Consider the following 23,860-nt stretch of genomic DNA (forward strand, 5'->3'; position numbering starts at 1 on the left):
GCATTCGCAAAGTGAAAGAGACACGATCCGATGAAACTATGAAATTGGTAGACTAATGGAAAACTTGGTACCCTCACCTTCTTTACTCGTCACCTTGATGTGGCCTTTGTGCTCTTCCACTATTCGGTAAGAAATAGCCAAACCCAAGCCAGTTCCTTCACCCACATCTTTGGTAGTAAAAAACGGGTCAAAAATCTTGGAGAGGTGTTTTTTGGAAATACCACTTCCGGTGTCTTTGAAAGCAATGACTACATGGTCTTTCTTCAGCCGAGAGGTTATTTTTATAGTTCCATTTCCATCTATCGCCTGCACGGCATTATTGAGCATATTCAAAAATACCTGGCTGAGTTGTTGAGAGTTGCAATTAATCTCCGGTATTTCTCCCAGATCTACTTTCAATTCAATTCGATTTTTCAAATGATGCCGTATCAAGTTGATAGTAGTCCTTAAAGAGTCGTTGAGGTCACAAGGTTGTTTCTTGGAAGCGTCAGGAAGTGAAAATGCATTAAGGTCGCTCATAAGGTTTTTTACCCGAGCAGTGCCCTCGTCAACGCCATCCAGCAGTGATTCCAGCTCGTCAAAAATAACATTGATGTTTGCGGCGTGCTCATTCTCCTCGTTTTGTTCCTTCTTAAGCTCCTTCAGATAGTTGCGGAGTTCCTCTATATCCCGACGTATCGGACTTACATTACCAGCCACATAGTTGATCGGATTGTTGATCTCATGTGCTAAGCCCGCGGTGAGTTGACCTAGTGAAGCCATCTTTTCCGACTCTACCAATCGCATTTGGGCTGATTTAAGACGGTTTAGCGCATTTTTCAGTTCCTGGTTGGCTTCCAGCAACTTGAGTTCTGTCTCCTTCAAATGGTTGATGTCAAAATGAAAGCCCAGAACATATTCATCATCAAAAACCTTCATTTTCCGCTTGCTGAGAAACAGCCACCTCCCAGAGCCATCCTTGTTTTTGTGAAAGGACTCTTGCTCGATGACTTCATCGTATTTGATGACTTCTCGATCCTCTTCCTCAAAACGAATCGCTTCTTTCTTGTCATAGTGGGTCTCCAGCACCGACTTACCTACTACCTCGCCAGTACTCTTACCAAAAGTATCGGCCATTGCTTTGTTGACCAGGACATATCGGCTCTTCTTATCTCTAACAAAGATGAGGTTTGGCAGACTGTCGATGATTTCCTGAAAAAACAACGTCTGTCGCTCCAGTTGACTGGTTCGGTCCTTGACCAACTCCTCCAGCTGGTCTTTGTAGCTCTCCAGCTCTTGCTCAGCACGCACACGTTCTGTCACATCAAAAATACTGCTGGTAAGACCTATTACCTGATTATTGGGATCCCGAACAGGATTGAATACCTGGGAAAAATACTTATCCTTTAAAAGGCTGGTGACTTGAAAATGCTCGCCCTGCAGCGCCTTGTCATAATTCTTAACCGCCCGTTCTGCCCAGTCTTTGGGCAATACTTCCAGTATATTCACTCCTACTTGCACATCTGCGTCAAACACTTCCTTCATCTCTTGCTTGTGCAATGAATTGAAGCCTGTATAGCGATAATCAGTATCGATGGAGTAAATACTTACGTATCCGGGATGCTCAATGAAAGAATTCAACCTCGCCGAATAGTCCCCAAGCTTTTGTTCTACATCTTCGGTGTTTCTATCATGCTGCCTAAGCAGGCGAGTAAGGTATCCTGCAGCAAAAAATGTAAATGGAATCGACAAAAAGAAGAGACCTCCCAGGACTATCTTGAGCCAAAAAAGCACCCGGCTGTCCTCTACACCAAACCAACCAGAATCCATCCCTACAAGCACTAGAAAAAATAACAAGAGTAGTATGGTGAGTTTGCCACCCATCAACCAAGCTACCCTAGTTATTTGTCTTTTGGCATTCATAAAATCTGGGCTGAAAATAGCCAGAATTTAGAAATACCTAAAATAAAACGGAGCCAATCAGCATTAATACAGCTCAGAGTAGTACTGATGGGCCATTCGGTGACTACCAAATTCTGGCAAGACATCTTTCATGCTTTTAAACACCAAATCCAACCACTTGTCCGCTTTCTGATAGTAGGTAGGCACTACTTTTTTCTCAAGAATAGCATATAAGCTTTCATAGTCGGCCTTATCATGCAGTTCTAAAGGTAACGAGGTATCGGCTGGTGGGATCACATAGCAGTTCTTTCCATCCTTGGCAAACTCCGGTATCCAGCCATCATAAGTAGAAAGGTTTACCGATCCATTCATAGCAGCAGTCATACCACTAGTACCTGATGCTTCGCGGGTGATTCGTGGGTTGTTCAGCCAAATATCAGAACCTAGCTTGAGCAATCTGGACAGCTCTAATTCATACCCTGTGAGCACAGCCACATTTTTGTGATTGAGGCTAAAACGATGCAGTCTGTTAAATACATCTATTGCCTCAAAGTCACGAGGATATGGTTTTCCGGCCCAGATCACCTGCACTGGTTGCTTGCTGTCTTCTAGCAGCTTTTCGAACCGTTCCACATCACTGAGTAGTAAATCAGCACGCTTGTAGCCAGCAAACCTTCGTGCCCAAACAACAGTAAGCACCTGTGGATCGAAGATCTTACCGGTCTGATCAGCAACCACTTTGAATAGATCAGACTTAAGCTCTGCCTTGCGCTTGGCAAAGGCTTTTTTATTTCCTTTTTCCATAGCCGTCAGCAGCGCCTTATCTTGCCAATAGGACTGATTTTGAGCATTGGTGATTGGAATGATATCACTAATCCCTTTGTAGCCTTTCCACATATCTTTAGACACCTTAGCGTGGATCTTAGACACCGCGTTGGATTTCTTTGCGTGCCGAAGAGCTGCAACGGTATAACTGAGCATGCCATTGTCTGTTTCAGCTTTAACCTCCTTTTCAGATAGATTTCGTGTGAAGAAACCCATACGATTGAGTAGATCACCAGCCCGTTCTTCGTTTCCGGCCTTTTCTGGAGTATGTGTGGTAAATACAAAGTTCTCCTTTTTCAGTCCTTTGTCTTTGAGGTAGTAAAAAGCCGGCAAGCCATGGCCTTCATTGAGGTGATACACATCCGCACCACCTAGAGCTTCCACCACTTTTGCGCCACCTACACCAAGTACGATACTCTGACTGATACGCGTCAGCTCGTTTGCATCGTATAAGCGATCGGTGATTGTCTGAGAGAGGTGATCGTTTTCCGGCAAATCTGTGGATAGAAAATACATGGGTACCGTACCAAAAATCTCTGGTTTCAGGCAGTAAGCACGTACCTGTACGTTGGGATTGTCCACTACTCGCACAGAAACCTGGATCCCTGTATCCTCCAAAAATGAATAGCGCTTTTGCACAAAATGAGGAGCGAGCGTGCCGTCTTCATGTCTTCCCTGATCGTAGTAGCCATACTTCCATAGCATGCCAATACCGATCATGTTTTGCTTCAATTCATAGGCACTGCGCATGTGCGAACCCGCCAAAAAGCCAAGTCCTCCGGAGTAGGTTTTTAGGGCTTGATCAATCGCAAATTCCATACTGAAATAGGCGACTTTTTTACTATATTTTTTATCAGTGGTGTAGGGATGATACCAACTAGAATACTGAGTCATTTCTTTAAATCTATTGATGGAAAGCATCGAAAATAGTGCTTAAAATCAAACATTTAGCATGACCCTGGAAGAATTTCCGCTCATCAGGAATTGAAAACGTTTTCAGTTAGAAAAAACTTCTACAACTCAACTCCCCACATGAAACAACGCATCTCCTCGGTTGACTACTGGGTTGTTATTGATGGCGATGATGTGGCCCTCTAGCGGTGACTTGATCTGTACTTCATACGTGCCATAGGGATCGCATACTTTTCCGAGTACTTCTTTATGACTAATAGCACTTCCATTTCGATGATACCCAAAGTGCAATCCGGCTGATTTTGCCCGCACCCATGAAGACTTCATGATTACTATTGGCTCTCTTTCTCTTTTTGGAGCTTCTGACCGCATCTTCAGGTGCTTCATTACTCGGAGCATTCCTTCTATTCCTTCATCTATGGCATTCTTCCTAAGTCTTAGGGACTCCCCTCCTTCATAAACCAGTATTCGCTTGTCTAGCTTGAACGCTTCCTTTCGAAGTGATCTATCTCTGAAAGGAGAGTTAAGGATGAATTTGGTCCCAAAAGCTTGAGCAAGCTCCAGGTTTTCTGGATCGTCAGTTTTTACCCGGATCTGTGGTGAGTTATTGATGCGGGCACCACCAGTATGAAAATCGATCCCATAATCAATGTGCGGGATAATTTCCTGCATGAGGAAGTATGCTACCTGGCTAGCCAATGAACCCGTTTTAGCTCCTGGAAAAGATCGATTGATGTCCTTGCCATCAGGCACATCCCTGGAGAAATTAATGAATCCGTAGATGTTCATAATGGGAATGCAAATCACTGAACCAATCTCTACCTTGTAGAGTTTCTCGCGTATAATCCGGCGCATAATCTCTACTCCGTTGATCTCATCGCCATGCATGCCTGCCAGTAGAAGCAACGTGGGTCCTGACGCCTTGCTGCGATAAACAATCACGGGAATATCAATCGAAGTACCTGACGGAAGTCTTGCGATGTTCACATCAATTTTTTTGGTATCTCCCTTTTTTATTTCTTCACCGGCTATTTTCATGGTTTTTGATTTTCTCAGAACGAGTGAATTTCAGCATTAAATAGCATTTAGAGAAAAAAATTAGCTGTGATTAAAAAATATTTCATTGTACGCCGCAGGATCTTTCCATAGTCTGCATCTAAAAGAGTAGAAACCAAAATTTAAGACAATGAAAAAGATCACATTAATCATGGCGATGGTACTCATAGGAACTATCGCATTTGGCCAACAGCGCGGACCAAGAGCCAATCGTCCGGATAGACCACAGCAGGAGAATATGCGTGAAATGATGGCTACTCGTCTGAACTTATCGGATGCACAGCAGCAACAGATGGAAGATTTACGCATTGCCCATTTAAAGGTAACAGCTGATACCAAGAGTCAACTGGATATCAAAAGAGCAGAGTTAGAAGCTGCCATAAAAGGTGAAAAGTCAGTAGATAAACTGATTACCGAAATCGGTAACTTGGAAAACAAACTTCTAGATGCCCGCATCAAGCACCGAATAGCCGTAAGAAATGTATTGGATGACAACCAAAAGGTGATTTTCGATCAAATGCGTCAAAATCATCGAGGTATGGGACAGGGCATGGGGCGTCCAGGAGGTCGAGGAAAATAATCGAACGTCTTTGAATAGCATTCAGGAAATCATCTCGGAATTCAAAAACAAGGTCTTCAACACCGCTCTTGGCATGGTCAAAAACTATCAGGACGCAGAAGACATTGGACAAGAAGTCTTTCTGGAAGTTTACCAGAAGATAGATCAATTTCGAGGTGATTCCTCCCTGAGCACCTGGATCTACAAGATTACAATCAACAAATGCTTGCAGTTCATTCGCTCCAAAAATGCTCTCAAAAGACAGGCGGAAACCACCTCCATTCGCGATCAGATGATGAACATCCCTGATTTTGAGCATCCGGGGTTGAGTCTGGAAAACAAAGAACTGGGAAGATTGCTCTTACGGGCAATAGAGCTATTGCCTGAGCCACAACGCGTGGCTTTTACCTTGCACAAAATAGAGCAGCTATCTCAGGAGGAAATCGCGGCAATCATGGAGAAAAGTGTATCTTCCGTGGAGTCATTGATGCATCGCGCAAAGCAAAATTTAAGAAAACACTTAGAAGCGTACTATGAAAAATAAGGAAGAACAAATCCACAAAACATTGCAAGCATTGGATGACTTTTCGCCAGTTAATGCTCCTTTGGGTTTTGAAGAACGAGCAATGGCCAAAATCAATCAAAGCAAAAAAGCTCAGTGGTATATAAGACTCGCTGTGGCAGCTCTTATTATTTTCAGCCTGGCAAATGTCTTCACTGTCATGCAGTTCTCATCTGCTACGGATCAAAGTAGCTATCTGGATGAAGCCTATTTCACTGAAAGCACCATATCTATCCTAAACTTATCGGAAAATGAATAGTAGTCAAAAATGGCTAATCGCCGCAGTGCTGGTCTTAATCGTTATCAATATTGCGCTGATGGTAGTGGTATGGCGCGGACACTCCCGCATGGCGGTTTCTCCTCCAATTCATGACCAGATGCGCAGACCAGAAATCACCGGACGCTCACTTATCCGTGACCTGGCGATGGATCGGGAACAAAGAGATCAGTTTCGAAGCATATTTGAGGCGCACAGACGAACCATGGACTCTCTCAGTATGCAAATGCGTCAGGTCAAACACGATATCAACCAATCGATAGTCCTGGGAGACACCACCGATCTGGCCACGCGAAACTCCGAGCTCTTTGCCATCCAGCAAGAAATAGAACTGGAAACTCAGCAACTAACCAAAAGGCTTGCTGAAATAGCTACACCAGACCAGCGCGAAAAATTTTTAAAATCAATGCAGGGAGCCTTGATCCGCAACCGACCAGGCAGAATGGGCAGACAAGGCCAATAGGGTCTGGCAAATGTTCATCCGAAGCTGCCCCTGGTCAATGCGCTGTTGGCTAACCTCTAGCTCCACTCCCACATAGTCTTCTGTAAACTGCCTGCGCAGGTGTGTCGTGAATCCATCATCCACACCCAAGTAAGGTTCGTTGAACCGAACAACCGCACTACTTTCCGCCCTTAGCAAATCAAGCCAGGCACGACAAAATTGATACTCTGGTAAGCGCTCCGGATCAAATAACAATCCCACTTCTACCTCGCGATGTTCCCCGAAATAGATCTGAGTAAACGAATGGATGGACAAGTGAACAACGCGGCTCCCCGCTGCAATCAACTGGCGTATTTTGTCTTCCACTCCATCACGATAGGGTTTGTAATAAGTGTTGATCAAGTATGTCTTCACCTCCTCGCTCATGGAGCGTGTATAAGCAGAAAAGAGCTGTTCATGATGCAGTGACCGATTTACTTCGATCAACAGGCGAGTGTATTCGTAAGTAATTAATTCAGCATTCAAAATAGCACTAATCTCCTGAGCTAACCCCAATGCACCAGGGTCCCATCCCTGATGCGAAAAAAGTACCTCCTCTACTCCTTCGAAATACGCCTGATAAATATGAGGGACCTGATTCCCTGCATGCTCGCAAGTAATCAGGAAAACAGTTGATTTCAACGCCTGAAGAGCTCATCGCTCTTTAATGAGTCAGCGATTGCTGCATACACAGCGTGCAACTTCTCTCGACTGTAATCCTCGTTGAGAGCTGTATAAATCCGCTCGGCCAATGTGCCAGCAGAAATCAATTGATGCAAGATAGGCTTCCAAGAAACAAGGGCTTGATTGTCGCCTAGCTTTTCCAAAACCATCTGCCAAAACTCCTGGCCAGTAACTGGAGCTGTTAAACCCCATGCGCTTAAGTAAGTCGGATCTGAGATAACATATTTTCCGGCTTGCTTGACGGTGCCTTTCAGCAATTGATGCAGCTCTTCCGTTTCAAAAGACTGCTGCACTTGAAATGACACCCATTTTTCCTTAACCAGCACCTTGACCAGCTCGGTAATCAATGCCACAATAGCCAGATCAGCGCTGGGGCATTCCTGTATGTCAATGATGCGAATTTCGATCGCCCCTCGGTCAAAACGGGCCATAGCTCCACGCGAATTGAGCCAAACTGGTTTTAGAATGTTATCCGTATCGAATGGCTTTATAGCTGCCGATATCTTATCATAGACATGCTTTTGATAGGCATGTTTGGTGAAAAGTCTTTCCGGCACCACCTTGCCAGTTAAGACAGGTATCTTGGACTGATTTTTCTCATAATAGTACAGTCGCTTATCGTAGTACCCGGTAAACTTCCCATCCAGCACAGGGCTAGAAGCTGTCAAGGCAGGGATCATGGGCATCATAAACCGAATGGCTGTATGGAGCTTAGAAAACTCCTCATCGTCATAAAACGGTAAATTGATATGAGTGCTCTGAAGATTGGACCAACCGTGACCTTTGCAGCCAAAAATCCGGTCATAAGTATGATAGATTTCCTGACTTTCATGTTGCCACAACTTTGTTTCCTTAGCTGGGTTCATCCATGGATGCGCCGCAGAAGATAGAAGCATAGCATTCTGATTAGCTAAGATTTCATTGACTTCTGCTATATCGGCATTGAATTTATCCCTCAAAGCCACCAAATCTCCCGTAGGTCCATTGGACTTCAGTTCCAATACGTGACTGACCAGCTCATTACTCCAAGCCGTGAGTCCTTTGTCCATCTCACCTTCTATTTCTCCATTGGCATTGGTCAGCGGCAGTTCAGCGATGGATTTAATAGCTAAAGTATCCCGATCCACAATCATGTATTCGAGTTCTACACCGTAGCCTTCGAATAAGTGTAAGCGCTTACTCATCACAGTAATCGATTCATAAATTCCTGCATGATAGAGGTGTAAAGTTGTTGCTTTAGTAATTTATCTTCTACACCTTCATCCAGGTTGGGGTTGTCATTTATTTCAATAATGTAAAACTTCTTACCTCGCTGTTTGATATCCACACCATATAGTCCATTCCCGATCAGTGAGGTAGCTTTCACGGCCAGGTCCAGTAGGGCTTTAGGAGCATCTTCAATAGATATTGTGTCCGCGTCACCTTCTTCTGGTGAGTCTGCTCCCTTCCAGTTGACGATCTGCCAGTGATCTTTGGCCATGTAATACCTACAGACATAAAGCGGCTTTTTGTTTAGCACACCTACACGCCAGTCAAAATCAGTCGGGATGAACTCCTGAGCAATCACCAGCTCAGAGGTCTGAAAGAAATCTTTCAACACCTTCATTAGTTCTAGCTCATTCTTAGCCTTCTTCACTCCTTTGGAAAACGAGCCATCAGGCTGCTTCAGAATAATCGGGTATTCAAACCCGGAAGTATTGAGCTGGCTTAATTTGTCTTTTTTAATGATGTAATACTTCGGTGTAGGAATCTTATGTGCGCTCAGCAATTCACTCAGATAAACCTTGTTTGTACACCTGAGAATCGACTCTGGATCATCCATGACAATTAATCCCTCGGATGCGGCTTTCTTGGCAAACTTGAAGGTGTGATGATTCACGTTGGTGGTTTCCCGAATGAATAAGGCATCATACTGGATGAGCTTGGCAAAATCATTTTTGGTGATCACATCCACGTTGAAACCTACCTTCTCACCTGCCTTTACGAAGTTTTGGATAGCCTTCTTATTGGATGGCGGTGTGGCTTCCTCTGGATTGACTAAAATGGCCAGATCAAACTTTTTACGGCTGTAGCTCTTGTTGAGACGGTTTTTTCCCTGCAGGTATTCATCCAGTGAAGCGTTCATCAATGAATGAAGGCCGTCTGGTAGTTCCTTTAGATTGAGTGGTTTTAGCTGTACTAGCTGCCACTTATCCTTTTTCTGAAAAGTTGCTTTGAGTATTGGCACCTGAAACAGGTTGAACAACAGCGAACCAACTCTCGCGAGTTTTACATCCTCTACATTACCCAGACAAACAATGATTTCAATCTTTTCATCACTCTGCTTTTTCAATGCCTGCTGGATAAGGTCTTCAAAGTCCTCAGCTTCTTCTTTGACCAAAGTCGGAAATTTGAAATCCTGCAGGGTCGAAATCTGAGGCATCACTTTGTGTCCACGGGCTTCAGCCAATAAGGAAACATAGTAGCCGATGCTTTGGTACGAATAGCTTTTGCAAAGATTGACCAGTTTATACTTTCTGGACTTCTGAAAAGTCTCATCCGAAAAATAAGTAGATGGAGAAATAACTTCCACATCCGCTGGCAGGTCAGTCCACTGACCTTCACCTTCCAATACAATGAGTTTGTTAGCCATGATTTTTGGGTGCTAGTACTAATAAGTTAGCATCGTACGTGACGATTCCCAATAGAATTGAATTAATTAATCGCTGAAGTGACACTCGGTAGTGCTGCTTGTCACTGATGGGGTTTTTCTCCAGTGGATCGGCAATATGAGCCACTTTGGAGGCTACGTCATACCCATGAATCACCACAAAGTGGCCAGTTGGCTCACCCTGCACATCGTGATAGGTGTTGGTCTCACCAATCTCCCGAGCGCAGTTGTAAAGATACGTAGCACTGAGACCAGTTAATATTGGTGTATGTTCATTCAACAGGCGCTTGATCAGCTTGGTATTCAGCTCCTCAAACTTGATTTGACCACCGAGTGATAAAAACTTAAGATATGAATTAGCAGCTACCTGAAACTTTTTAGCCGTCTTGAACTGCTTCTGTTCGGTCAGTTTGGCCACCAGATCCACCTCCCCATGAAACCAGGTAGGATCAAACATCTGAAGATTGTAGGTATAGATAGTTGCCTCGTATCCACGAGCCAAAGCATGGTTTCCCAGCATTACTGCCAGTGTGCCACCGCCTTTGAGGGTTTTCACTTCGGCAATAGTCTGCTCCAGCGGCATAAAGTCGTCATAATACTGGTAAACCGCCTGCAAACAGGTGGGCCCACATGTTTCGTCGTTGGGCTGTGCGTGGATGTCTAAACGGAGCGTTTTGGCATCCAAATCGGTGTTTTTAATCAACGTAAATACGTCAGCGAAATCGCGATACAAAGTTTACGTAATTAGTTGGTTTTAGATGTAAAAAGAGAGCAGTTAGAGGAAATATATTTTTGAGGTTTATCAACTTTGACTATTTATCTATATTGAATCCTAACTGAAGCAGAATAAGTAATTGAAACTCGTGAGTATATCAATTGCATTAAATTAAAGTGATCATTGATTATCTTTACTGATATGGATATACAAGCCGAAAAACTTAGTTTGATAGAATGGTTAGCCAAAGTGGATGATGATCGAATCATCAAACAGTTCAAAGCTCTACAGCAATCTAATGAAGCTGGGTTATCCCTCAATCTTACATTAGAAGAAAAAGCAGCTGTTGATCAAGGCTTGAAGTCAATTGAAGAAGGTAACGTTCATGACCATGATTCTGTGATGAAATCTACAAAAGAAAAGTATCCGCATCTCTTCAAATAAGCTTCATGCAAATCATCTGATCAGAAGAAGCCAAACACGATTATCTAGAAAATATCGAATACTTGCTGGAAAAGTGGACCGAAAAATCAGCCATTAATTTTATTAATGAAGTAGACGCTATTTTAGAGATACTAAAAATCAATCCGGACTTTTCCCGCAAAGCGATTACAAATCGATCAGAAGAGCAGTCATTAGAAAACAAATAACACTCTATTACCTGCTTAAAGATTCTGACATTTACTTAATTCGATTCTGGAATTCTTATCAAGACCCGGACTCTTTAGAAGTTTAAAACCCCTCCGATGGTGCAAGCTTTTGGCTCTTAACATTTCAGCATATTTACCACGAGCATAATGCTCGCGATAGCTGTAGTCTGTGAACTAATCCGACACAACTACAGATCATCCAAATCCTTATTAATAATCAGACGGTTTCCTCTGTTGTAAGTCAGATAGTTCCATACCCAGTTGGAAAAGACCAGCAGCTTTCGGCGAATACCTATAATGGAAAACAAGTGCACGAACATCCAGATGAACCAGCCGAAAAATCCTCCCAGTGTAATGCCCGGTGCGTCCACCACTGCCTTGTTTCTACCGACAGTAGCCATGGTACCTTTGTCCAGGTATTTGAACGGCTTCAGCTCCTTGTTCTGATGGATTCGTATGATGTTCTCACCCAGGTTTTGTGCCTGCTGGATCGCTACAGGTGCTAGTTGTGGCAATCCTTTAGGATAATTTTTATCTGTTTGTAGGCACACATCACCTATGGCGTATACATATTGGTGGTTTTTGACACGATTGTATTCATCCACCAGTATGCGGCCCTTCTCTACCGCTCCATCTCTCAGTCCATCGATGACATTTCCTTTCACACCGGCAGCCCAAATAAGGCAGCGGGTTTTAATGGTCGAACCATCGTTGAGGTAAGCCACGCCATCTTCGTATTTCTCCACCAATTTGCCAAGCTCCACATTAACTCCAAATTGCTTGAGGTAGTTGGCAGCTTTCTTTCCAGCCTTGTCAGACATAGGTGGAAGTACCCTATCCAGACCTTCCACCAGATGTATATTCATTTTAGAAAAGTCCAACTCAGGATAGTCCTTGGGTAGCACATGACTTCTGAGCTCTCCAATGGCACCCGCCAATTCCACCCCAGTTGGACCCGCTCCCACGATGACAATGTTCATGTGCTTCTCGAGTTCCTCCTGTTCATCATCATAGAGCTGGAGAGCCTCTTCAAAATTCTCTATGAGTTTAGTTCGGAGCTCGATGGCATCACTCATCACCCGGAGCTTCATGGCCTTTTTTTCAATTTCCTTATTACCGAAGAAATTGGTAGTAGCGCCGGAAGCAATCACCAGTGTATCGTATTTCAGGAACCCCAAATTGGTCTCGACTTTCTTATCATCCGCATGGATTTGCTTTACCCGTGCCATGCGAAAGTGAAAGTGCTTGCTATCTTGTAAAAACTCACGCAACGGACTGGATATATCTCCAGGACTTAGCCCGGCAGTTGCCACCTGATAAAGCAGCGGGATGAACGTGTGGTGATTTCTGCGATCGATCATCACAATCTGAACCCGTTCCTTATTCAACTTTCGCACCAGCTCGATTCCTGCAAAGCCACCACCTATGATGACAATACGTGGCATATCGGTATCTGGTATGCGTTCATTGATTTTATCAACTTTCCGTACAGGTGCTTCTATAGTTGCTTCCACGTTTTCCTTTTTATTTTATCAACAGATAAGACTAAATCTTGTTAACCTTGTCCTTTTTAAGCCTCCTTAGTACAACGAATTTGCCTCCCGGACGGACGCAGGAAAATGAGGTTTTTAACTATTTATTTTTAGCCAATGGAAGCCAACAAAAAAGTCATTAATTCCTGGTGCATGTACGACTGGGCCAACTCGGTTTACAACCTGGTGATCAACACCTCTATTTTCCCCATCTACTATACGGCAGTAACTGCCAGTGAGAGTAATGGAGACAAGGTTTCTTTCTTTGGATTCGAAATGGTCAACTCGGTGCTCTATAGCTATGCATTGTCCATCTCCTACCTACTTTCCGCCATGATGCTGCCACTCTTATCTGGAATAGCTGACTATACCGGTGAAAAGAAAAAGTATCTCAGAATTTTCACCACCCTGGGCTCTTTGGCGTGTATGGGCATGTTCTTTTTTACATCCAACTCACTGGAATGGGGAATTATCTGTGTGGTATTGGCGAGTTTAGGATATAGTTCTGGTTTAGTCTTTTACGATGCATACTTGCCAGAAATCGCTCCGGCACACATGACCGACCGAATCAGCGGTCGTGGTTATTCGTTTGGTTATGCCGGCAGTGCGCTTCTTCTGATCATCAGTTTGGTACTGATCAGCTTTTATGATTCTCTTGGGTTTCCAGATAAAGGCCTGGCCACCCGAACAGTGTTTCTCATTGTCGGAGTTTGGTGGATTGGTTTTGCTCAGATTCCTTTTAAGAATCTTCCTTCCAATGTTTTTAATCGCAAACCAACTGGCAGAGTACTGGTCAACGGTTATAGAGAACTAAGAAAAGTTTTCTTAGAACTTAAAAACTTACCGAATATTAAGAGATACCTGATTGCTTTTTTCTTTTTCAACATGGGCGTACAGACAATCATGCTACTAGCTACATTATTCGGAACCAAAGAATTAAAACTTGGCTCTTCACAGCTAATACCGGTCATCCTCATTATTCAGTTTGTAGCCATTGGCGGAGCTATTTTTTTTGCCAGAATCTCTGAACGAAAAGGCAATATCTTCTCTCTCGGAGCGATGATCGGGATATGGATAGGAATCTGCTTTTTTGCCTACACCATCACCACGGTGAATGAGTTTTACATTGTGGCCGTATTGGTGGGTCTGGTAATGGGTGGCATCCAGGCACTCTCCAGAGCTACCTTTTCTAAACTCATCCCAGAAGATGCTGTGAATCATGCTTCTTACTTTTCATTCTTCGATGTGCTCTTTCACTTGTCTGTCGTTCTCGGAACATTTAGCTACGGAGCAATCGAACAACTCACAGGTAGTATGCGGAATAGTACACTCGCTTTGGCTTCCTATTTTGTGATTGGATTACTCTTCCTGATCTTTGTGAAAATGCCAAAAACAAACAATGCAGCCGCTCAAACTTCCGACATGTGATCTGAAACTCAAGAATGAGGAAGGCAATCAGTTTGTCTTTGATATCATTCGAAAGAAGTATGTGGTATTGACACCCGAAGAATGGGTGCGCCAACACTTCATCCACCTGATGATCAACCATCTCGGCTACCCAAAATCCTTAATGAAAGTAGAATCCGGGTTATCCTATTTCAAATCAGCCAAGAGAAGCGACATTACCCTGAGAACATCGGAGGGAAAGTTGTTTTTACTCGTTGAGTGTAAAGCTCCAGACGTGAAACTGGATCAAAAAGCCCTCAATCAGGTCAGTATTTACAACAAAGAATTAAAAGCCAACAATGTTGCCCTCACCAATGGCCTACAGCATTTCATCTGGTCATTTGATGAACTGAAGGATCAATACACTCAGCAGAAGGAGTTTCCAAAATTCGGAGGATAAAAAAAGCGTCTGCCAGTTAGCACACGCTTTTTGTAGATTTAGATGAGTTAGTAATGACTTATGATAAGAACTTCTCCGCTGGAGAGAATGGCAAACCAAATGCATTGGCCACACCTTCGTAACAGATCTCGCCATTCACCACGTTCAGTCCCAGAAGCAATTCTCTGTTTTCATTGCATGCCTTCTTCCAGCCTTTATTGGCCAGTTGGAGGGCATAAGGTAGCGTTGCGTTAGTCAGCGCAAGTGTGGAAGTGTAAGGCACTGCTCCAGGCATGTTAGCTACACAGTAGTGCAGCACGTCATCAATCACATAGGTAGGGTCCTGGTGAGTAGTCGGCTTACAGGTCTCTATACATCCACCCTGATCTACAGCTACATCTACCACTACAGTACCTGGCTGCATGTCTTTCAACATATCTTTAGTAATCAAATGCGGAGCTTTAGCACCCGGGATCAACACTGCACCCACAATCAGGTCATGAGTGGAGATCAGTTCTCTGATATTGTATTCATTGGACATGAAAGTATTGACGTTCGCTGGCATCACATCATCAAGATAGCGCAGACGATTCAGGTTCACATCCATGATGGTAACATCCGCACCCATTCCAGCAGCCATTTTCGCAGCGTTGGTACCAACGACTCCACCACCAAGAATAAGCACCTTTGCCGGCCTCACGCCTGGCACTCCTCCCAGAAGGATGCCACGTCCTCCCATTGGTTTCTCCAGGTATTTGGCTCCTTCCTGGATAGACATTCTTCCAGCCACTTCAGACATTGGCACCAAAAGAGGCAACGAGCGGTCCGCTTTTTCCACTGTCTCGTACGCCAGACAAGTGGCACCACTTTCCATCATTGCTTTTGTAAGGGGCTCGTATGATGCAAAATGAAAATAAGTAAAAAGTAATTGCCCCTTTTTTACCAGCTTATATTCCGGCTCAATAGGCTCTTTCACCTTGATGATCATTTCTGCAATCTCATAGGTTTCTTCTATGGTTGGCAGCATCTTAGCACCAGCTTCCTCATACTGTGAATCCGTGAACCCACTGCCCAAACCAGCTGTAGACTGCACATAAACCTGATGTCCGTTTTTGGTAAACTCTTTAACACCAGCAGGGGTGACAGCTACCCTGTTCTCGTTGTTTTTGATCTCTTTTGGAACCCCAATAATCATAGTCGTAATATCTATTTTGGATTAATTCTCGTACAAAGATATAAGGCTGTTTTCACAATTATTTAGGGGTCATAAAATTCAATAGAAGCAACACCTCTCTTTTGTGTTTAATAAAATATTATTCTGAAGTTATGTTATTTACGGAATATTGTTCTTTATGAAAACGTTTGATACAGCCGGAACATATAGATTATATGGATAAAAACAAGGAAAAGTCCTTCATTTTTATTAGTTTTGAAGGTGAACATATTCAACATTAACCCCCAAAACTTGACTATATGAGCGCTACAAAAACCATCAAGAAGATTGCTCTGAAAAAGAACGAAATCATAAGCGATTACGCCTTAGCCGTTGAAAGCCGGGAGGACAGCTTGATCGGCCGCAAAGAAGTTTTCATGGGAAAAGCCAAATTCGGTATTTTCGGTGATGGCAAAGAAGTAGCACAAATAGCCAAAGCCAAATTCTTTCAAAATGGAGACTGGCGGTCAGGATACTACCGCGACCAAACCTTTATGATGGCTATTGGTCAATTGACCTCTCAGCAGTTTTTCGCACAACTATACGCTCATACAGACGTAGACGCTGAGCCAGCCTCTGCAGGAAGAATGATGAATGGTCACTTCGGTACAAGGTCTCTGAATAGCAAAGGAGAATGGAGGACGCTGACGGATATGAAGAACAGTTCCTCAGACATCTCTTGTACTGCAGGCCAAATGCCACGGCTCGTTGGACTTGGGTGGGCATCTAAACTTTATAGAGAAAATCCAGCACTTCACGACTTCAAAGATTTTTCTATCAATGGCAATGAGGTTGCTTTTGGCACCATTGGTAACGCTTCCACCTCCGAGGGTCACTTTTGGGAAGCGATGAATGCAGCAGGAGTACTGCAAATACCAATGGTCATGTCTATATGGGATGACCACTACGGCATTTCGGTACCACAAGAGTACCACACCACCAAAGAATCCATCTCAGAAGTGCTAACAGGGCTTCAGAGAACAGAAGATAAAAAGGGATTTGAGATCTTCCGAGTAAATGGCTGGGACTATCCAGCATTGCTGAAGACTTATGAAAAAGCCATTAAAATAGCCCGAGAAGAACATGTGCCATGCCTGGTACACGTCGTTGAAGTCACACAACCACAAGGACACTCCACTTCAGGATCACATGAACGGTATAAATCCAAAGAGCGTCTGGATTGGGAAAAAGCACACGACTGTATCCTGAAGATGCGTGAATGGATACTGGAGTCAGAGCTTTCTACTGCGGATGAACTTGATGCTCTTGAAAAAGAGGCCAAAAACAAAGCCAAAAAAGCACGAGACAATTCCTGGAAATCCTACACTTCAGAGATCAAAGAGGATTTGAACCAGGCGCTGGAACTTATCGGCAAAGCGGCACTTTCTTCGGATAACAACAAGGCGCTGCAGCAAATCAAAAACGACCTGAAAAGCGCATTAAATCCATTTAAAGCAGATATTGCCAGAGCGGTAAGGAAGAGCTTCCGATACCTAACCAGTACTGAATCAGAAGAGAAGTCCCGTCTGATCAGCTGGTACAAGGAGAAATTCGATAAATACCGCGATGAGTACAGCTCCCACTTGTACAGTGAATCTGATCAGGCTGCTCTAAAAGTGGACGGTGTTCCTGCAACTTACACAGACGAATCTAAACTTGTGGATGGCCGTGAAGTTGTTCAAGCTTGCTTCGACGCTCTTTTTGATAGAGACCCACGTGTTATTGCTTTCGGTGAGGATGTGGGCAGAATAGGTGATGTAAATCAGGGATTTGCCGGACTACAGGAAAAGTATGGTGAGGTACGAATCTCAGATACTGGGATTCGTGAGACAACCATCATTGGGCAAGGTATTGGTGCGGCATTGAGAGGTTTAAGACCGATTGCTGAAATCCAGTATCTCGACTATTTGCTTTATGCGATTCAGACATTATCTGATGACCTGGCCACTCTACAATACCGCATGAAGGGTGGACAAAAAGCGCCACTTATCGTTCGTACGAGGGGTCACCGACTGGAAGGTGTATGGCACAGCGGCTCTCCAATGGGCATGATCATTAATGCTATTAGGGGAATGCACGTACTGGTTCCGAGAAACATGACACAGGCGGCTGGGTTCTATAACACGCTGATGGATGCAGATGATCCGGCAATTGTCATTGAATCTCTGAATGGCTATCGATTGAAGGAAAAAATGCCCGAAAATATTGGGGAATTTAAGGTTCCTTTGGGTGTGCCAGACATCCTCAGAGATGGTCAGGACATCACGTTGGTTACCTATGGATCCATGTGCAGAATAGTGATGGAAGCAGCTCAGCAACTCAGTGAAATCGGCATCAATGCGGAAGTGATCGATGTGCAAACACTCCTACCATTTGATCGAAATCAGGTGATTCTGGAATCAGTGAAGAAAACAAACAGAGTGGCTTTCATCGATGAAGATGTACCGGGAGGAGCTTCTGCGTTTATGATGCAAAATGTTCTGGAAAGAGATGGTGGATACTTCCATTTGGATTCAAAGCCAATTACCATTACCTCGCAAGAGCATCGTCCGGCATACGGTACTGATGGAGACTACTTCTCAAAACCTAGTGTGGAAGATGTGTTTGAGCGGGTGTATCAACTCATGCACGAGGCAGCTCCAGAGCAATTCAAAAAGCTCTACTAATCCGAAATAATATCTGGCAGGGTGAGATCGGGGCTTTCTACCACGTTGCTCTTGTGCAATGCCCTGTCATAAAGGTAAAATTGCACCTTGAAAGTATCTCTGGCTAAGACTATTTTATGCCCACTGGAACGCATGGAGTAGGATATATCGCCCTTCAAGGTTCGGCCAATGTTGGATTCATCGAACACCGGAATCCGTCCGTTGAAGCTTGATAGTGCGCAATCAGCATTTCCTGAAGCCTCAGCATAGTTTACAGGAGAGTAAGTGCCGTTCCGCTTTCGCAAAATGCTCACGTGTAGATTATAGTGGAACTCATTTTGCTGAATGTAAAAAGTATCCTGACCAACTCCTAGATCTGAAAAACTACTGATGATGTAGTTGGTACAATTATATCCGGGACGGTTGTCTTCTTCACTAAAAGGCTCACGGGTACCTAAGGGGTCAATCGTATAGAAAGGAGGTTCAAAATCACCCGTATAAGTAACCAAAGAATCCCTCGAATCGATAATGAGATTAAAAGAATGATAGGGGGTAAAACTTTCATTGTCACGGAGACCAACATCACCATTACCATCTTCTATGCTAAAGGAAAGCACTAGAGAGTCCACGGGCCGAGTCCCACCATCCGGAATTACATAGTCGGCCGGAATCTCTACAAATCTTAAGGACTCATACTCGATGTATGGGATTTCTGAGAATTCTGGTGGATCAAAACACCCGGAAATCGTCAGTGTGACTAAAATTATGGATATTTGGGCTACTCTTAATTTCATACATTTTCTACTAGACAAACCTATTCATTATTCCCCTTACGGAAGTTATAACCAATGATTAAACCTGAAAATTTCACAAGTGAGATTTTTTTTCTTCAATCTAATCAATTCGACGCAGCAGCATTGGATGTGTTTGCCTATCAATACTCCAACAACTCCATTTACCGGCACTTCTGTAATTACTTACATCGAACACCACAAAATGTTCATTCAATCGCCGAAATTCCTTTCCTACCTATAGAGTTCTTCAAAGATCAAAAGGTTGTAACCGGAGAGTGGCCAGAGCAAAAGATTTTTAAAAGCAGTGGCACCACCGGACAGGTAAGGAGCCATCACCATGTAAAATCAATAGACTTCTATCACCACATAACTCAATATATTTTTGAGAGTCACTATGGACCACTTTCAGAATATATCATCTATGCCCTGTTGCCCTCCTATCAAGAACAAGGAGACTCTTCACTCATTAGCATGGTTGACTATTTCATGTCTCTGGCAGATGTCAACAGTCAGTATTTCTTACATTCCCAAGACCAACTGGCAGATGAACTTAGACACAACTGTGGTAAGAGGATTCTTCTTATTGGTGTGTCGTATGCTCTATTGGACTTAGCCGAAAAGACAAAACTGCCACCGGAGCAATACATAGTCATGGAGACAGGCGGTATGAAGGGCAGACGAAAAGAAATGATTCGGACTGAGCTGCATGAGGTGTTAAAGGCTAGGTTTCACCAAAATCACATCCATTCTGAATATGGCATGACCGAACTCACCTCTCAAGCCTACGGAGTAGATGGTTTATTTACTTTCCCAACTTGGTGCAAACCAATGATCAGAGATGTAAATGACCCGCTCACCGCAGTTGGTCATGGAAAAGTTGGAGGACTCAATATTATTGATCTGGCAAACATACATTCATGTGCCTTTCTAGAGACCAAAGACCTGGCTAAAACACATGAAAATGGAACTTTTGAGGTGTTAGGTAGGTTTGATAATTCAGATATTCGTGGCTGTAATCTGCTCATAAATTCATGATCATTGGAGATTAATTGATCAATTTTTTGCTTTGGTAGAAACTAAATGATATTTTTGAAGATAGGTAGTTATGAATATATCTAGGTTTACTATTGCAAAATAGCCGCTCATGAAAGTAAAAATATTTGCCATCGCACTAATTATACTCGGTCTTTCTGCTTGTACTCAGAAGACATGTCCTACATACGCTAAAAGTGATGTAGAAAAGCCTCAAACTGAAGAAAAGGCTAACGTATAACTTAGATTTCCACGTACTTCTTCACATCCTCGTGAGTAATTTCATCGTTTGACATAATGATCAATCGCTCTACGATATTTCTAAGCTCACGTATATTTCCTGTCCAGGAATATTCCGCCAATTGTTTCAAAGCCTTATCTGTAATCTTCTTAGGCACAGTTCCATATTCCGTAGAAATCTGATTTAGGAAATGATCTACCAACAAAGGTATGTCCTCTTTACGGTCACGAAGTGCTGGTACCTGAATGATCATAACACTCAGTCTATGATATAAATCTTCTCGAAAATTACCTTCCTCAATCTCTTTTTTAAGATCCTTATTGGTAGCTGCCAGCACCCTGACGTCTACCTTGATTTTCTTATCTCCCCCTACTCTGGTAATCTGACTTTCCTGCAGCGCACGAAGGACCTTGGCCTGTGCAGAAAGACTCATATCACCGATTTCATCTAGAAACAAGGTACCACCTGTAGCTTGCTCAAACTTACCGGATCGCTGCTTATGAGCAGAGGTAAACGACCCCTTCTCATGCCCAAACAACTCACTCTCAATGAGTTCGGAAGGAATAGCAGCACAGTTTACTTCTACCAGTGGTCCTGCAGACCGAGCACTTTTGTCATGTAGCCACCTGGCCACCAGCTCCTTTCCAGTTCCGTTCTCGCCAGTAATTAGGACTCTGGCATCAGTCGGAGCAACTTTTTCGATAGTGGTCTTGATCTCCGAAATTGGATCAGACTGACCAATGATATCAAAAGCTTTGCTGATTTTCTTTTTCAGACGCTTTGTTTCTGTCTGCAGTGTGGACTTATCCAGTGCATTGCGCACCGTCAGCAATAGCCGATTCAGATCTGGTGGCTTCTGGATAAAATCATAGGCCCCTTTTTTGGTAGCATCTACAGCTGTTTCGATAGTGCCATGAGCAGAAATCATGATGAAAGGAACGTCCACTCCAGCTTCAACCACCTTGTCTAACAACTCAATACCATCCATCTTTGGCATCTTGATATCACAGAGTACTGCATCATATGAGTTGCTCTGTATCATCTCCCAGGCTTCTTCTCCGTCTCCTGCCTGGGAAACTTCATACGATTCATCTGATAAGATCTCTGTAAGTGCCTGACGAATGGTTTTTTCGTCATCTACCACCAATAGATGTGCCATTTTGCTTTTTGTGTTTTAAAAGTATGCAAGTCTGTAAGCCGGGTTCTGTCTGCCAGGTTTCCCTGGGAGTTCATCATTTATCTAGCCCTAACGTCACCGTCAGGATCAATCAGCCTACCCATCCCGTATACGAGCGAGCCACTCTAAACCGGGACCTATTTGGCTTTTCAGCCCGCAAGGTTTACCACGCATCAGGACTCACGCCACTGACCGGTGAGCTCTTACCTCACCTTTTCACCTTTTCCCCAACGAAACCGCCAGGGTAGTTTACTTTCTGTTGCACTATCTGTCTTCTTGCCAATAGCAAGAATCCTTCCTGTTAGGAAGTGCGGTGCTCTGTGCTGCCCGGACTTTCCTTATCCGCCAACTGACGGACACGATGAACCGACTTGCACTGCAAAAGTAATTGATTCAGTAAATATCCTTGCCGGTAATTTTCAATTCCCATTCGTCTGCCAGATTTGCCAACTCCACAATTGCTTGTTCAATGAAGGCTTCATCTACAGATTTGAGTAAGATGGCCGAGTCTACCTTTAAGAATCCATCCTCGACTATGAAACTTGACAGTTTAAAATCAGCACTGGCTTCCAGGATAGCAGGGTAATCTATTGATTCAGACACTTCACATACCTTCGAGGTAATGTGTACAACTTCCGCATCTTGATTGTCAATTCTAACCAGTCGAGCAATGACCGTTTGGAATCGATCATTTTTTATAGGAATGATGAAAATTGAGTGGTCGTCATCGTAATCATTGTACTTGCCACCAATAGTATCGGCGAATTTTTGACTAAAAGCTTTGAAATTCATGAGTAAACGGGTTTGGTAGAAAGATACGAAAAATCTTGTTACGATAAAGCCTCTTTGTAGGTGTCAATAGCTCTTTGTCTGGCTTCTTTGTGCGGAACAATCGGGTTTGGGTACTCTGCGGTATCAAACTCAGGTACCCACTTCTTTATGTACTTGAATTGTGGGTCAAATTTCTCCTGCTGGCTGTAAGGATTAAATACGCGAAAGTAAGGCTGTGCATCTGTACCGGTACCTGCCGCCCATTGCCAGCCACCATTGTTACTACTTAGCTCAAAGTCCAGCAATTTCTCAGCGAAATAACGCTCTCCCCATCTCCAATCTATTAAGAGATGCTTCGTCAGAAAACTGGCGACCACCATTCGTACCCTGTTGTGCATGTATCCCGTGGCGTTTAACTCGCGCATACCTGCATCCACAATCGGGTAACCAGTCTTTCCCTCACACCACTTCTGAAAATGGGACTCATTATTGGTCCACGGAATTTGCTCATATTTTGACTTAAAGGCATGATCTACCACCTCCGGATAATGACCAAGGATCATCATATAAAACTCGCGCCAGATGAGTTCATTTAACCATACATCACTCAGTTCGCTAGCTCTTTTGGCATGCTGGCGGATGCTTATGGTACCAAACCGAAAATGTATGCCTAAGCGAGAAGTACCGTTCTCTCCAGGGATGTCCCTTTTCTCTGAGTACTCTTTCAGTAGGTTTTCTGATACTGAAGGCTCGGGGATGGCAATGGTTGATCTCTGAAATCCGATATCTTCAAGTGACATTAAAGGATCGACATCAGCTGACCAAAGTGCCTGGAGTTTTTGTTCTGAATTATAAGATTCCAATTCCAGATTGCTCCACTTTTCCAGCCACTTGTTTTTGTAGGGAGTAAACACCTTATAGGGCTGCTCCTGATCTGTAAGGATTTCGCCCTGTTCGAATATCACTTGGTCTTTAAATGAATAGAAACCGATTCCCTTGCCTTTTAAATACTTGGCGATAGTAGCATCTCTTTTTTTTGCATAGGGCTCATAGTCCCTATTGGTGTACACTCCCACAATCTCATACTCTTCTGACAGTCGCATGTAGACGTCTTCTGGTGTACCATAACAGACTTTCAACCCACTTCCGTTGTTCCTGTAGACTTCATCAAGCGCCTTCAATTGATCGTGAATGAAAGTGACTCTTGCATCTGTTTTGTCAGAAAGATCATCTAAGATATTGGTATCAAAAATGAAAACAGGTAAGACTGGATAGTCGGTATCTAAAGCGTAGTAAAGCCCAACATTATCATGATATCGCAAATCTCTTCGGTGCCAAAAGATGTTAATTTTATCCATGGCTTAGAAACACCCGTGCA

General features: G+C 43.5%; 22 protein-coding genes and 1 other RNA gene. 9 read left to right on the forward strand and 14 right to left on the reverse strand.

Going from position 1 to position 23,860, the window contains the following annotated elements:
- Positions 1-36 precede the first annotated feature (36 nt).
- From ACO067_RS05990 to ACO067_RS06000, 3 genes are all read right to left on the reverse strand, one after another.
- Positions 37-1,902 carry a PAS domain-containing sensor histidine kinase gene (locus ACO067_RS05990; protein WP_421871850.1) on the reverse strand — a complete coding sequence of 622 codons (1,866 nt, stop codon included), beginning with the start codon at positions 1,900-1,902 and terminating at the stop codon, positions 37-39.
- Positions 1,903-1,965: 63 nt separating this feature from the next.
- Entirely contained in the window at positions 1,966-3,600 is a 1,635-nt protein-coding gene (gene glgP, locus ACO067_RS05995) for an alpha-glucan family phosphorylase (RefSeq protein WP_421871853.1), read from the reverse strand.
- A 126-nt stretch (positions 3,601-3,726) separates the two neighbouring features.
- Complete coding sequence (locus ACO067_RS06000; RefSeq protein WP_421871856.1) at positions 3,727-4,656, reverse strand: succinylglutamate desuccinylase/aspartoacylase family protein; 930 nt, start codon at positions 4,654-4,656, stop codon at positions 3,727-3,729.
- 148 nt (positions 4,657-4,804) lie between these two features.
- On the opposite strand from ACO067_RS06000, the gene ACO067_RS06005 reads away from it, so the two are divergent.
- From ACO067_RS06005 to ACO067_RS06020, 4 genes are read left to right on the forward strand one after another with little or no spacing between them, the layout of a single operon-like run.
- On the forward strand, positions 4,805-5,254 hold the full coding sequence (locus tag ACO067_RS06005) for a Spy/CpxP family protein refolding chaperone (RefSeq protein WP_421871858.1): 450 nt from the start codon (positions 4,805-4,807) through the stop codon (positions 5,252-5,254).
- A gap of 10 nt (positions 5,255-5,264) precedes the next feature.
- A complete protein-coding gene (locus ACO067_RS06010; RefSeq protein ID WP_421871861.1) occupies positions 5,265-5,777 on the forward strand; it encodes an RNA polymerase sigma factor in 513 nt (170 codons plus the stop codon).
- The gene (locus ACO067_RS06015; RefSeq protein ID WP_421871864.1) at positions 5,767-6,054 is read left to right on the forward strand and encodes a hypothetical protein; all 288 of its coding nucleotides are present in this window, start codon (positions 5,767-5,769) and stop codon (positions 6,052-6,054) included. The genes ACO067_RS06010 and ACO067_RS06015 overlap by 11 nt, the downstream gene beginning before the upstream one ends.
- Positions 6,047-6,535, forward strand: coding sequence for a hypothetical protein (locus tag ACO067_RS06020; protein ID WP_421871868.1), 489 nt, complete (start codon positions 6,047-6,049; stop codon positions 6,533-6,535). Before ACO067_RS06015 ends, ACO067_RS06020 begins: the two co-directional genes overlap by 8 nt.
- Here ACO067_RS06020 and ACO067_RS06025 read toward each other — a convergent pair.
- Genes ACO067_RS06025 through ACO067_RS06040 form a run of 4 tightly spaced genes read right to left on the reverse strand, consistent with a single transcriptional unit; the run spans position 6,476 to position 10,620 of the window.
- Positions 6,476-7,195: an N-formylglutamate amidohydrolase gene (locus ACO067_RS06025; RefSeq protein WP_421871871.1), complete on the reverse strand. Its 720-nt coding sequence runs from the start codon at positions 7,193-7,195 to the stop codon at positions 6,476-6,478. The two genes, ACO067_RS06020 and ACO067_RS06025, sit on opposite strands and share 60 nt — an antisense overlap.
- On the reverse strand, positions 7,192-8,421 hold the full coding sequence (locus tag ACO067_RS06030; protein ID WP_421871874.1) for a carboxylate-amine ligase: 1,230 nt from the start codon (positions 8,419-8,421) through the stop codon (positions 7,192-7,194). The genes ACO067_RS06025 and ACO067_RS06030 overlap by 4 nt, the downstream gene beginning before the upstream one ends.
- Positions 8,421-9,869 (reverse strand): RimK family protein, encoded by a 1,449-nt coding sequence (locus tag ACO067_RS06035; protein ID WP_421871877.1) that lies wholly within the window; start codon positions 9,867-9,869, stop codon positions 8,421-8,423. The genes ACO067_RS06030 and ACO067_RS06035 overlap by 1 nt, the downstream gene beginning before the upstream one ends.
- Complete coding sequence (locus ACO067_RS06040) at positions 9,862-10,620, reverse strand: C39 family peptidase (protein WP_421871880.1); 759 nt, start codon at positions 10,618-10,620, stop codon at positions 9,862-9,864. The genes ACO067_RS06035 and ACO067_RS06040 overlap by 8 nt, the downstream gene beginning before the upstream one ends.
- 183 nt (positions 10,621-10,803) lie before the next feature.
- Between ACO067_RS06040 and ACO067_RS06045 the strand changes: the two genes are divergently transcribed.
- The gene (locus tag ACO067_RS06045) at positions 10,804-11,046 is read left to right on the forward strand and encodes a hypothetical protein (RefSeq protein ID WP_421871883.1); all 243 of its coding nucleotides are present in this window, start codon (positions 10,804-10,806) and stop codon (positions 11,044-11,046) included.
- A gap of 394 nt (positions 11,047-11,440) precedes the next feature.
- Here ACO067_RS06045 and ACO067_RS06050 read toward each other — a convergent pair whose 3' ends face one another.
- A complete protein-coding gene (locus ACO067_RS06050; protein WP_421871885.1) occupies positions 11,441-12,766 on the reverse strand; it encodes an NAD(P)/FAD-dependent oxidoreductase in 1,326 nt (441 codons plus the stop codon).
- Between the two features lie 135 nt (positions 12,767-12,901).
- Here ACO067_RS06050 and ACO067_RS06055 point away from each other — a divergent pair, with 135 nt between their 5' ends.
- Positions 12,902-14,212, forward strand: coding sequence for an MFS transporter (locus ACO067_RS06055; protein WP_421871888.1), 1,311 nt, complete (start codon positions 12,902-12,904; stop codon positions 14,210-14,212).
- A complete protein-coding gene (locus ACO067_RS06060; protein WP_421871891.1) occupies positions 14,184-14,630 on the forward strand; it encodes a type I restriction enzyme HsdR N-terminal domain-containing protein in 447 nt (148 codons plus the stop codon). Before ACO067_RS06055 ends, ACO067_RS06060 begins: the two co-directional genes overlap by 29 nt.
- A gap of 58 nt (positions 14,631-14,688) precedes the next feature.
- Here ACO067_RS06060 and ald read toward each other — a convergent pair whose 3' ends face one another.
- The gene (gene ald, locus ACO067_RS06065; RefSeq protein WP_421871894.1) at positions 14,689-15,804 is read right to left on the reverse strand and encodes an alanine dehydrogenase; all 1,116 of its coding nucleotides are present in this window, start codon (positions 15,802-15,804) and stop codon (positions 14,689-14,691) included.
- Between the two features lie 278 nt (positions 15,805-16,082).
- Here ald and ACO067_RS06070 point away from each other — a divergent pair, with 278 nt between their 5' ends.
- The gene (locus tag ACO067_RS06070; protein ID WP_421871897.1) at positions 16,083-18,488 is read left to right on the forward strand and encodes an alpha-ketoacid dehydrogenase subunit alpha/beta; all 2,406 of its coding nucleotides are present in this window, start codon (positions 16,083-16,085) and stop codon (positions 18,486-18,488) included.
- On the opposite strand, the gene ACO067_RS06075 is transcribed toward ACO067_RS06070, so the two are convergent.
- Positions 18,485-19,261 carry a hypothetical protein gene (locus tag ACO067_RS06075; RefSeq protein ID WP_421871900.1) on the reverse strand — a complete coding sequence of 259 codons (777 nt, stop codon included), beginning with the start codon at positions 19,259-19,261 and terminating at the stop codon, positions 18,485-18,487. The two genes, ACO067_RS06070 and ACO067_RS06075, sit on opposite strands and share 4 nt — an antisense overlap.
- Before the next feature lie 54 nt (positions 19,262-19,315).
- On the opposite strand from ACO067_RS06075, the gene ACO067_RS06080 reads away from it, so the two are divergent.
- Positions 19,316-20,296 carry an acyl transferase gene (locus tag ACO067_RS06080; protein WP_421871903.1) on the forward strand — a complete coding sequence of 327 codons (981 nt, stop codon included), beginning with the start codon at positions 19,316-19,318 and terminating at the stop codon, positions 20,294-20,296.
- A gap of 239 nt (positions 20,297-20,535) precedes the next feature.
- On the opposite strand, the gene ACO067_RS06085 is transcribed toward ACO067_RS06080, so the two are convergent.
- The 4 genes from ACO067_RS06085 to ACO067_RS06100 all read right to left on the reverse strand — a co-directional run bounded on the left by ACO067_RS06085 (position 20,536) and on the right by ACO067_RS06100 (position 23,840).
- Entirely contained in the window at positions 20,536-21,693 is a 1,158-nt protein-coding gene (locus tag ACO067_RS06085) for a sigma-54-dependent transcriptional regulator (RefSeq protein WP_421871906.1), read from the reverse strand.
- 18 nt (positions 21,694-21,711) lie between these two features.
- Positions 21,712-22,089, reverse strand: an RNA gene (rnpB, locus tag ACO067_RS06090) — RNase P RNA component class A.
- 15 nt (positions 22,090-22,104) lie between these two features.
- A complete protein-coding gene (locus tag ACO067_RS06095) occupies positions 22,105-22,503 on the reverse strand; it encodes a hypothetical protein (protein ID WP_421871909.1) in 399 nt (132 codons plus the stop codon).
- A 38-nt stretch (positions 22,504-22,541) separates the two neighbouring features.
- On the reverse strand, positions 22,542-23,840 hold the full coding sequence (locus ACO067_RS06100) for a cryptochrome/photolyase family protein (protein ID WP_421871911.1): 1,299 nt from the start codon (positions 23,838-23,840) through the stop codon (positions 22,542-22,544).
- Between the last annotated feature and the right edge of the window lie 20 nt (positions 23,841-23,860).

The organism is Marinoscillum sp. (assembly GCF_965229915.1).
Classification (GTDB): Bacteria; Bacteroidota; Bacteroidia; order Cytophagales; family Cyclobacteriaceae; genus Marinoscillum.

What these genes read in the sequence shown, in the direction of transcription:
- ACO067_RS06020 (WP_421871868.1), top strand. Translation starts at nt 6,047, where the DNA reads ATGAATAGTAGTCAAAAATGGCTAATCGCCGCAGTGCTGGTCTTAATC.
- ACO067_RS06045 (WP_421871883.1), top strand. Translation starts at nt 10,804, where the DNA reads ATGGATATACAAGCCGAAAAACTTAGTTTGATAGAATGGTTAGCCAAA.
- ACO067_RS06030 (WP_421871874.1), bottom strand. Translation starts at nt 8,421, where the DNA reads ATGAGTAAGCGCTTACACTTATTCGAAGGCTACGGTGTAGAACTCGAA.
- ACO067_RS06085 (WP_421871906.1), bottom strand. Translation starts at nt 21,693, where the DNA reads ATGGCACATCTATTGGTGGTAGATGACGAAAAAACCATTCGTCAGGCA.
- ACO067_RS06060 (WP_421871891.1), top strand. Translation starts at nt 14,184, where the DNA reads ATGCAGCCGCTCAAACTTCCGACATGTGATCTGAAACTCAAGAATGAG.
- ACO067_RS06035 (WP_421871877.1), bottom strand. Translation starts at nt 9,869, where the DNA reads ATGGCTAACAAACTCATTGTATTGGAAGGTGAAGGTCAGTGGACTGAC.
- glgP (WP_421871853.1), bottom strand. Translation starts at nt 3,600, where the DNA reads ATGACTCAGTATTCTAGTTGGTATCATCCCTACACCACTGATAAAAAA.
- ACO067_RS06075 (WP_421871900.1), bottom strand. Translation starts at nt 19,261, where the DNA reads ATGAAATTAAGAGTAGCCCAAATATCCATAATTTTAGTCACACTGACG.
- ACO067_RS06005 (WP_421871858.1), top strand. Translation starts at nt 4,805, where the DNA reads ATGAAAAAGATCACATTAATCATGGCGATGGTACTCATAGGAACTATC.
- ACO067_RS06095 (WP_421871909.1), bottom strand. Translation starts at nt 22,503, where the DNA reads ATGAATTTCAAAGCTTTTAGTCAAAAATTCGCCGATACTATTGGTGGC.
- ACO067_RS06055 (WP_421871888.1), top strand. Translation starts at nt 12,902, where the DNA reads ATGGAAGCCAACAAAAAAGTCATTAATTCCTGGTGCATGTACGACTGG.
- ACO067_RS06100 (WP_421871911.1), bottom strand. Translation starts at nt 23,840, where the DNA reads ATGGATAAAATTAACATCTTTTGGCACCGAAGAGATTTGCGATATCAT.
- ald (WP_421871894.1), bottom strand. Translation starts at nt 15,804, where the DNA reads ATGATTATTGGGGTTCCAAAAGAGATCAAAAACAACGAGAACAGGGTA.
- ACO067_RS06015 (WP_421871864.1), top strand. Translation starts at nt 5,767, where the DNA reads ATGAAAAATAAGGAAGAACAAATCCACAAAACATTGCAAGCATTGGAT.
- ACO067_RS05990 (WP_421871850.1), bottom strand. Translation starts at nt 1,902, where the DNA reads ATGAATGCCAAAAGACAAATAACTAGGGTAGCTTGGTTGATGGGTGGC.
- ACO067_RS06070 (WP_421871897.1), top strand. Translation starts at nt 16,083, where the DNA reads ATGAGCGCTACAAAAACCATCAAGAAGATTGCTCTGAAAAAGAACGAA.
- ACO067_RS06000 (WP_421871856.1), bottom strand. Translation starts at nt 4,656, where the DNA reads ATGAAAATAGCCGGTGAAGAAATAAAAAAGGGAGATACCAAAAAAATT.
- ACO067_RS06080 (WP_421871903.1), top strand. Translation starts at nt 19,316, where the DNA reads ATGATTAAACCTGAAAATTTCACAAGTGAGATTTTTTTTCTTCAATCT.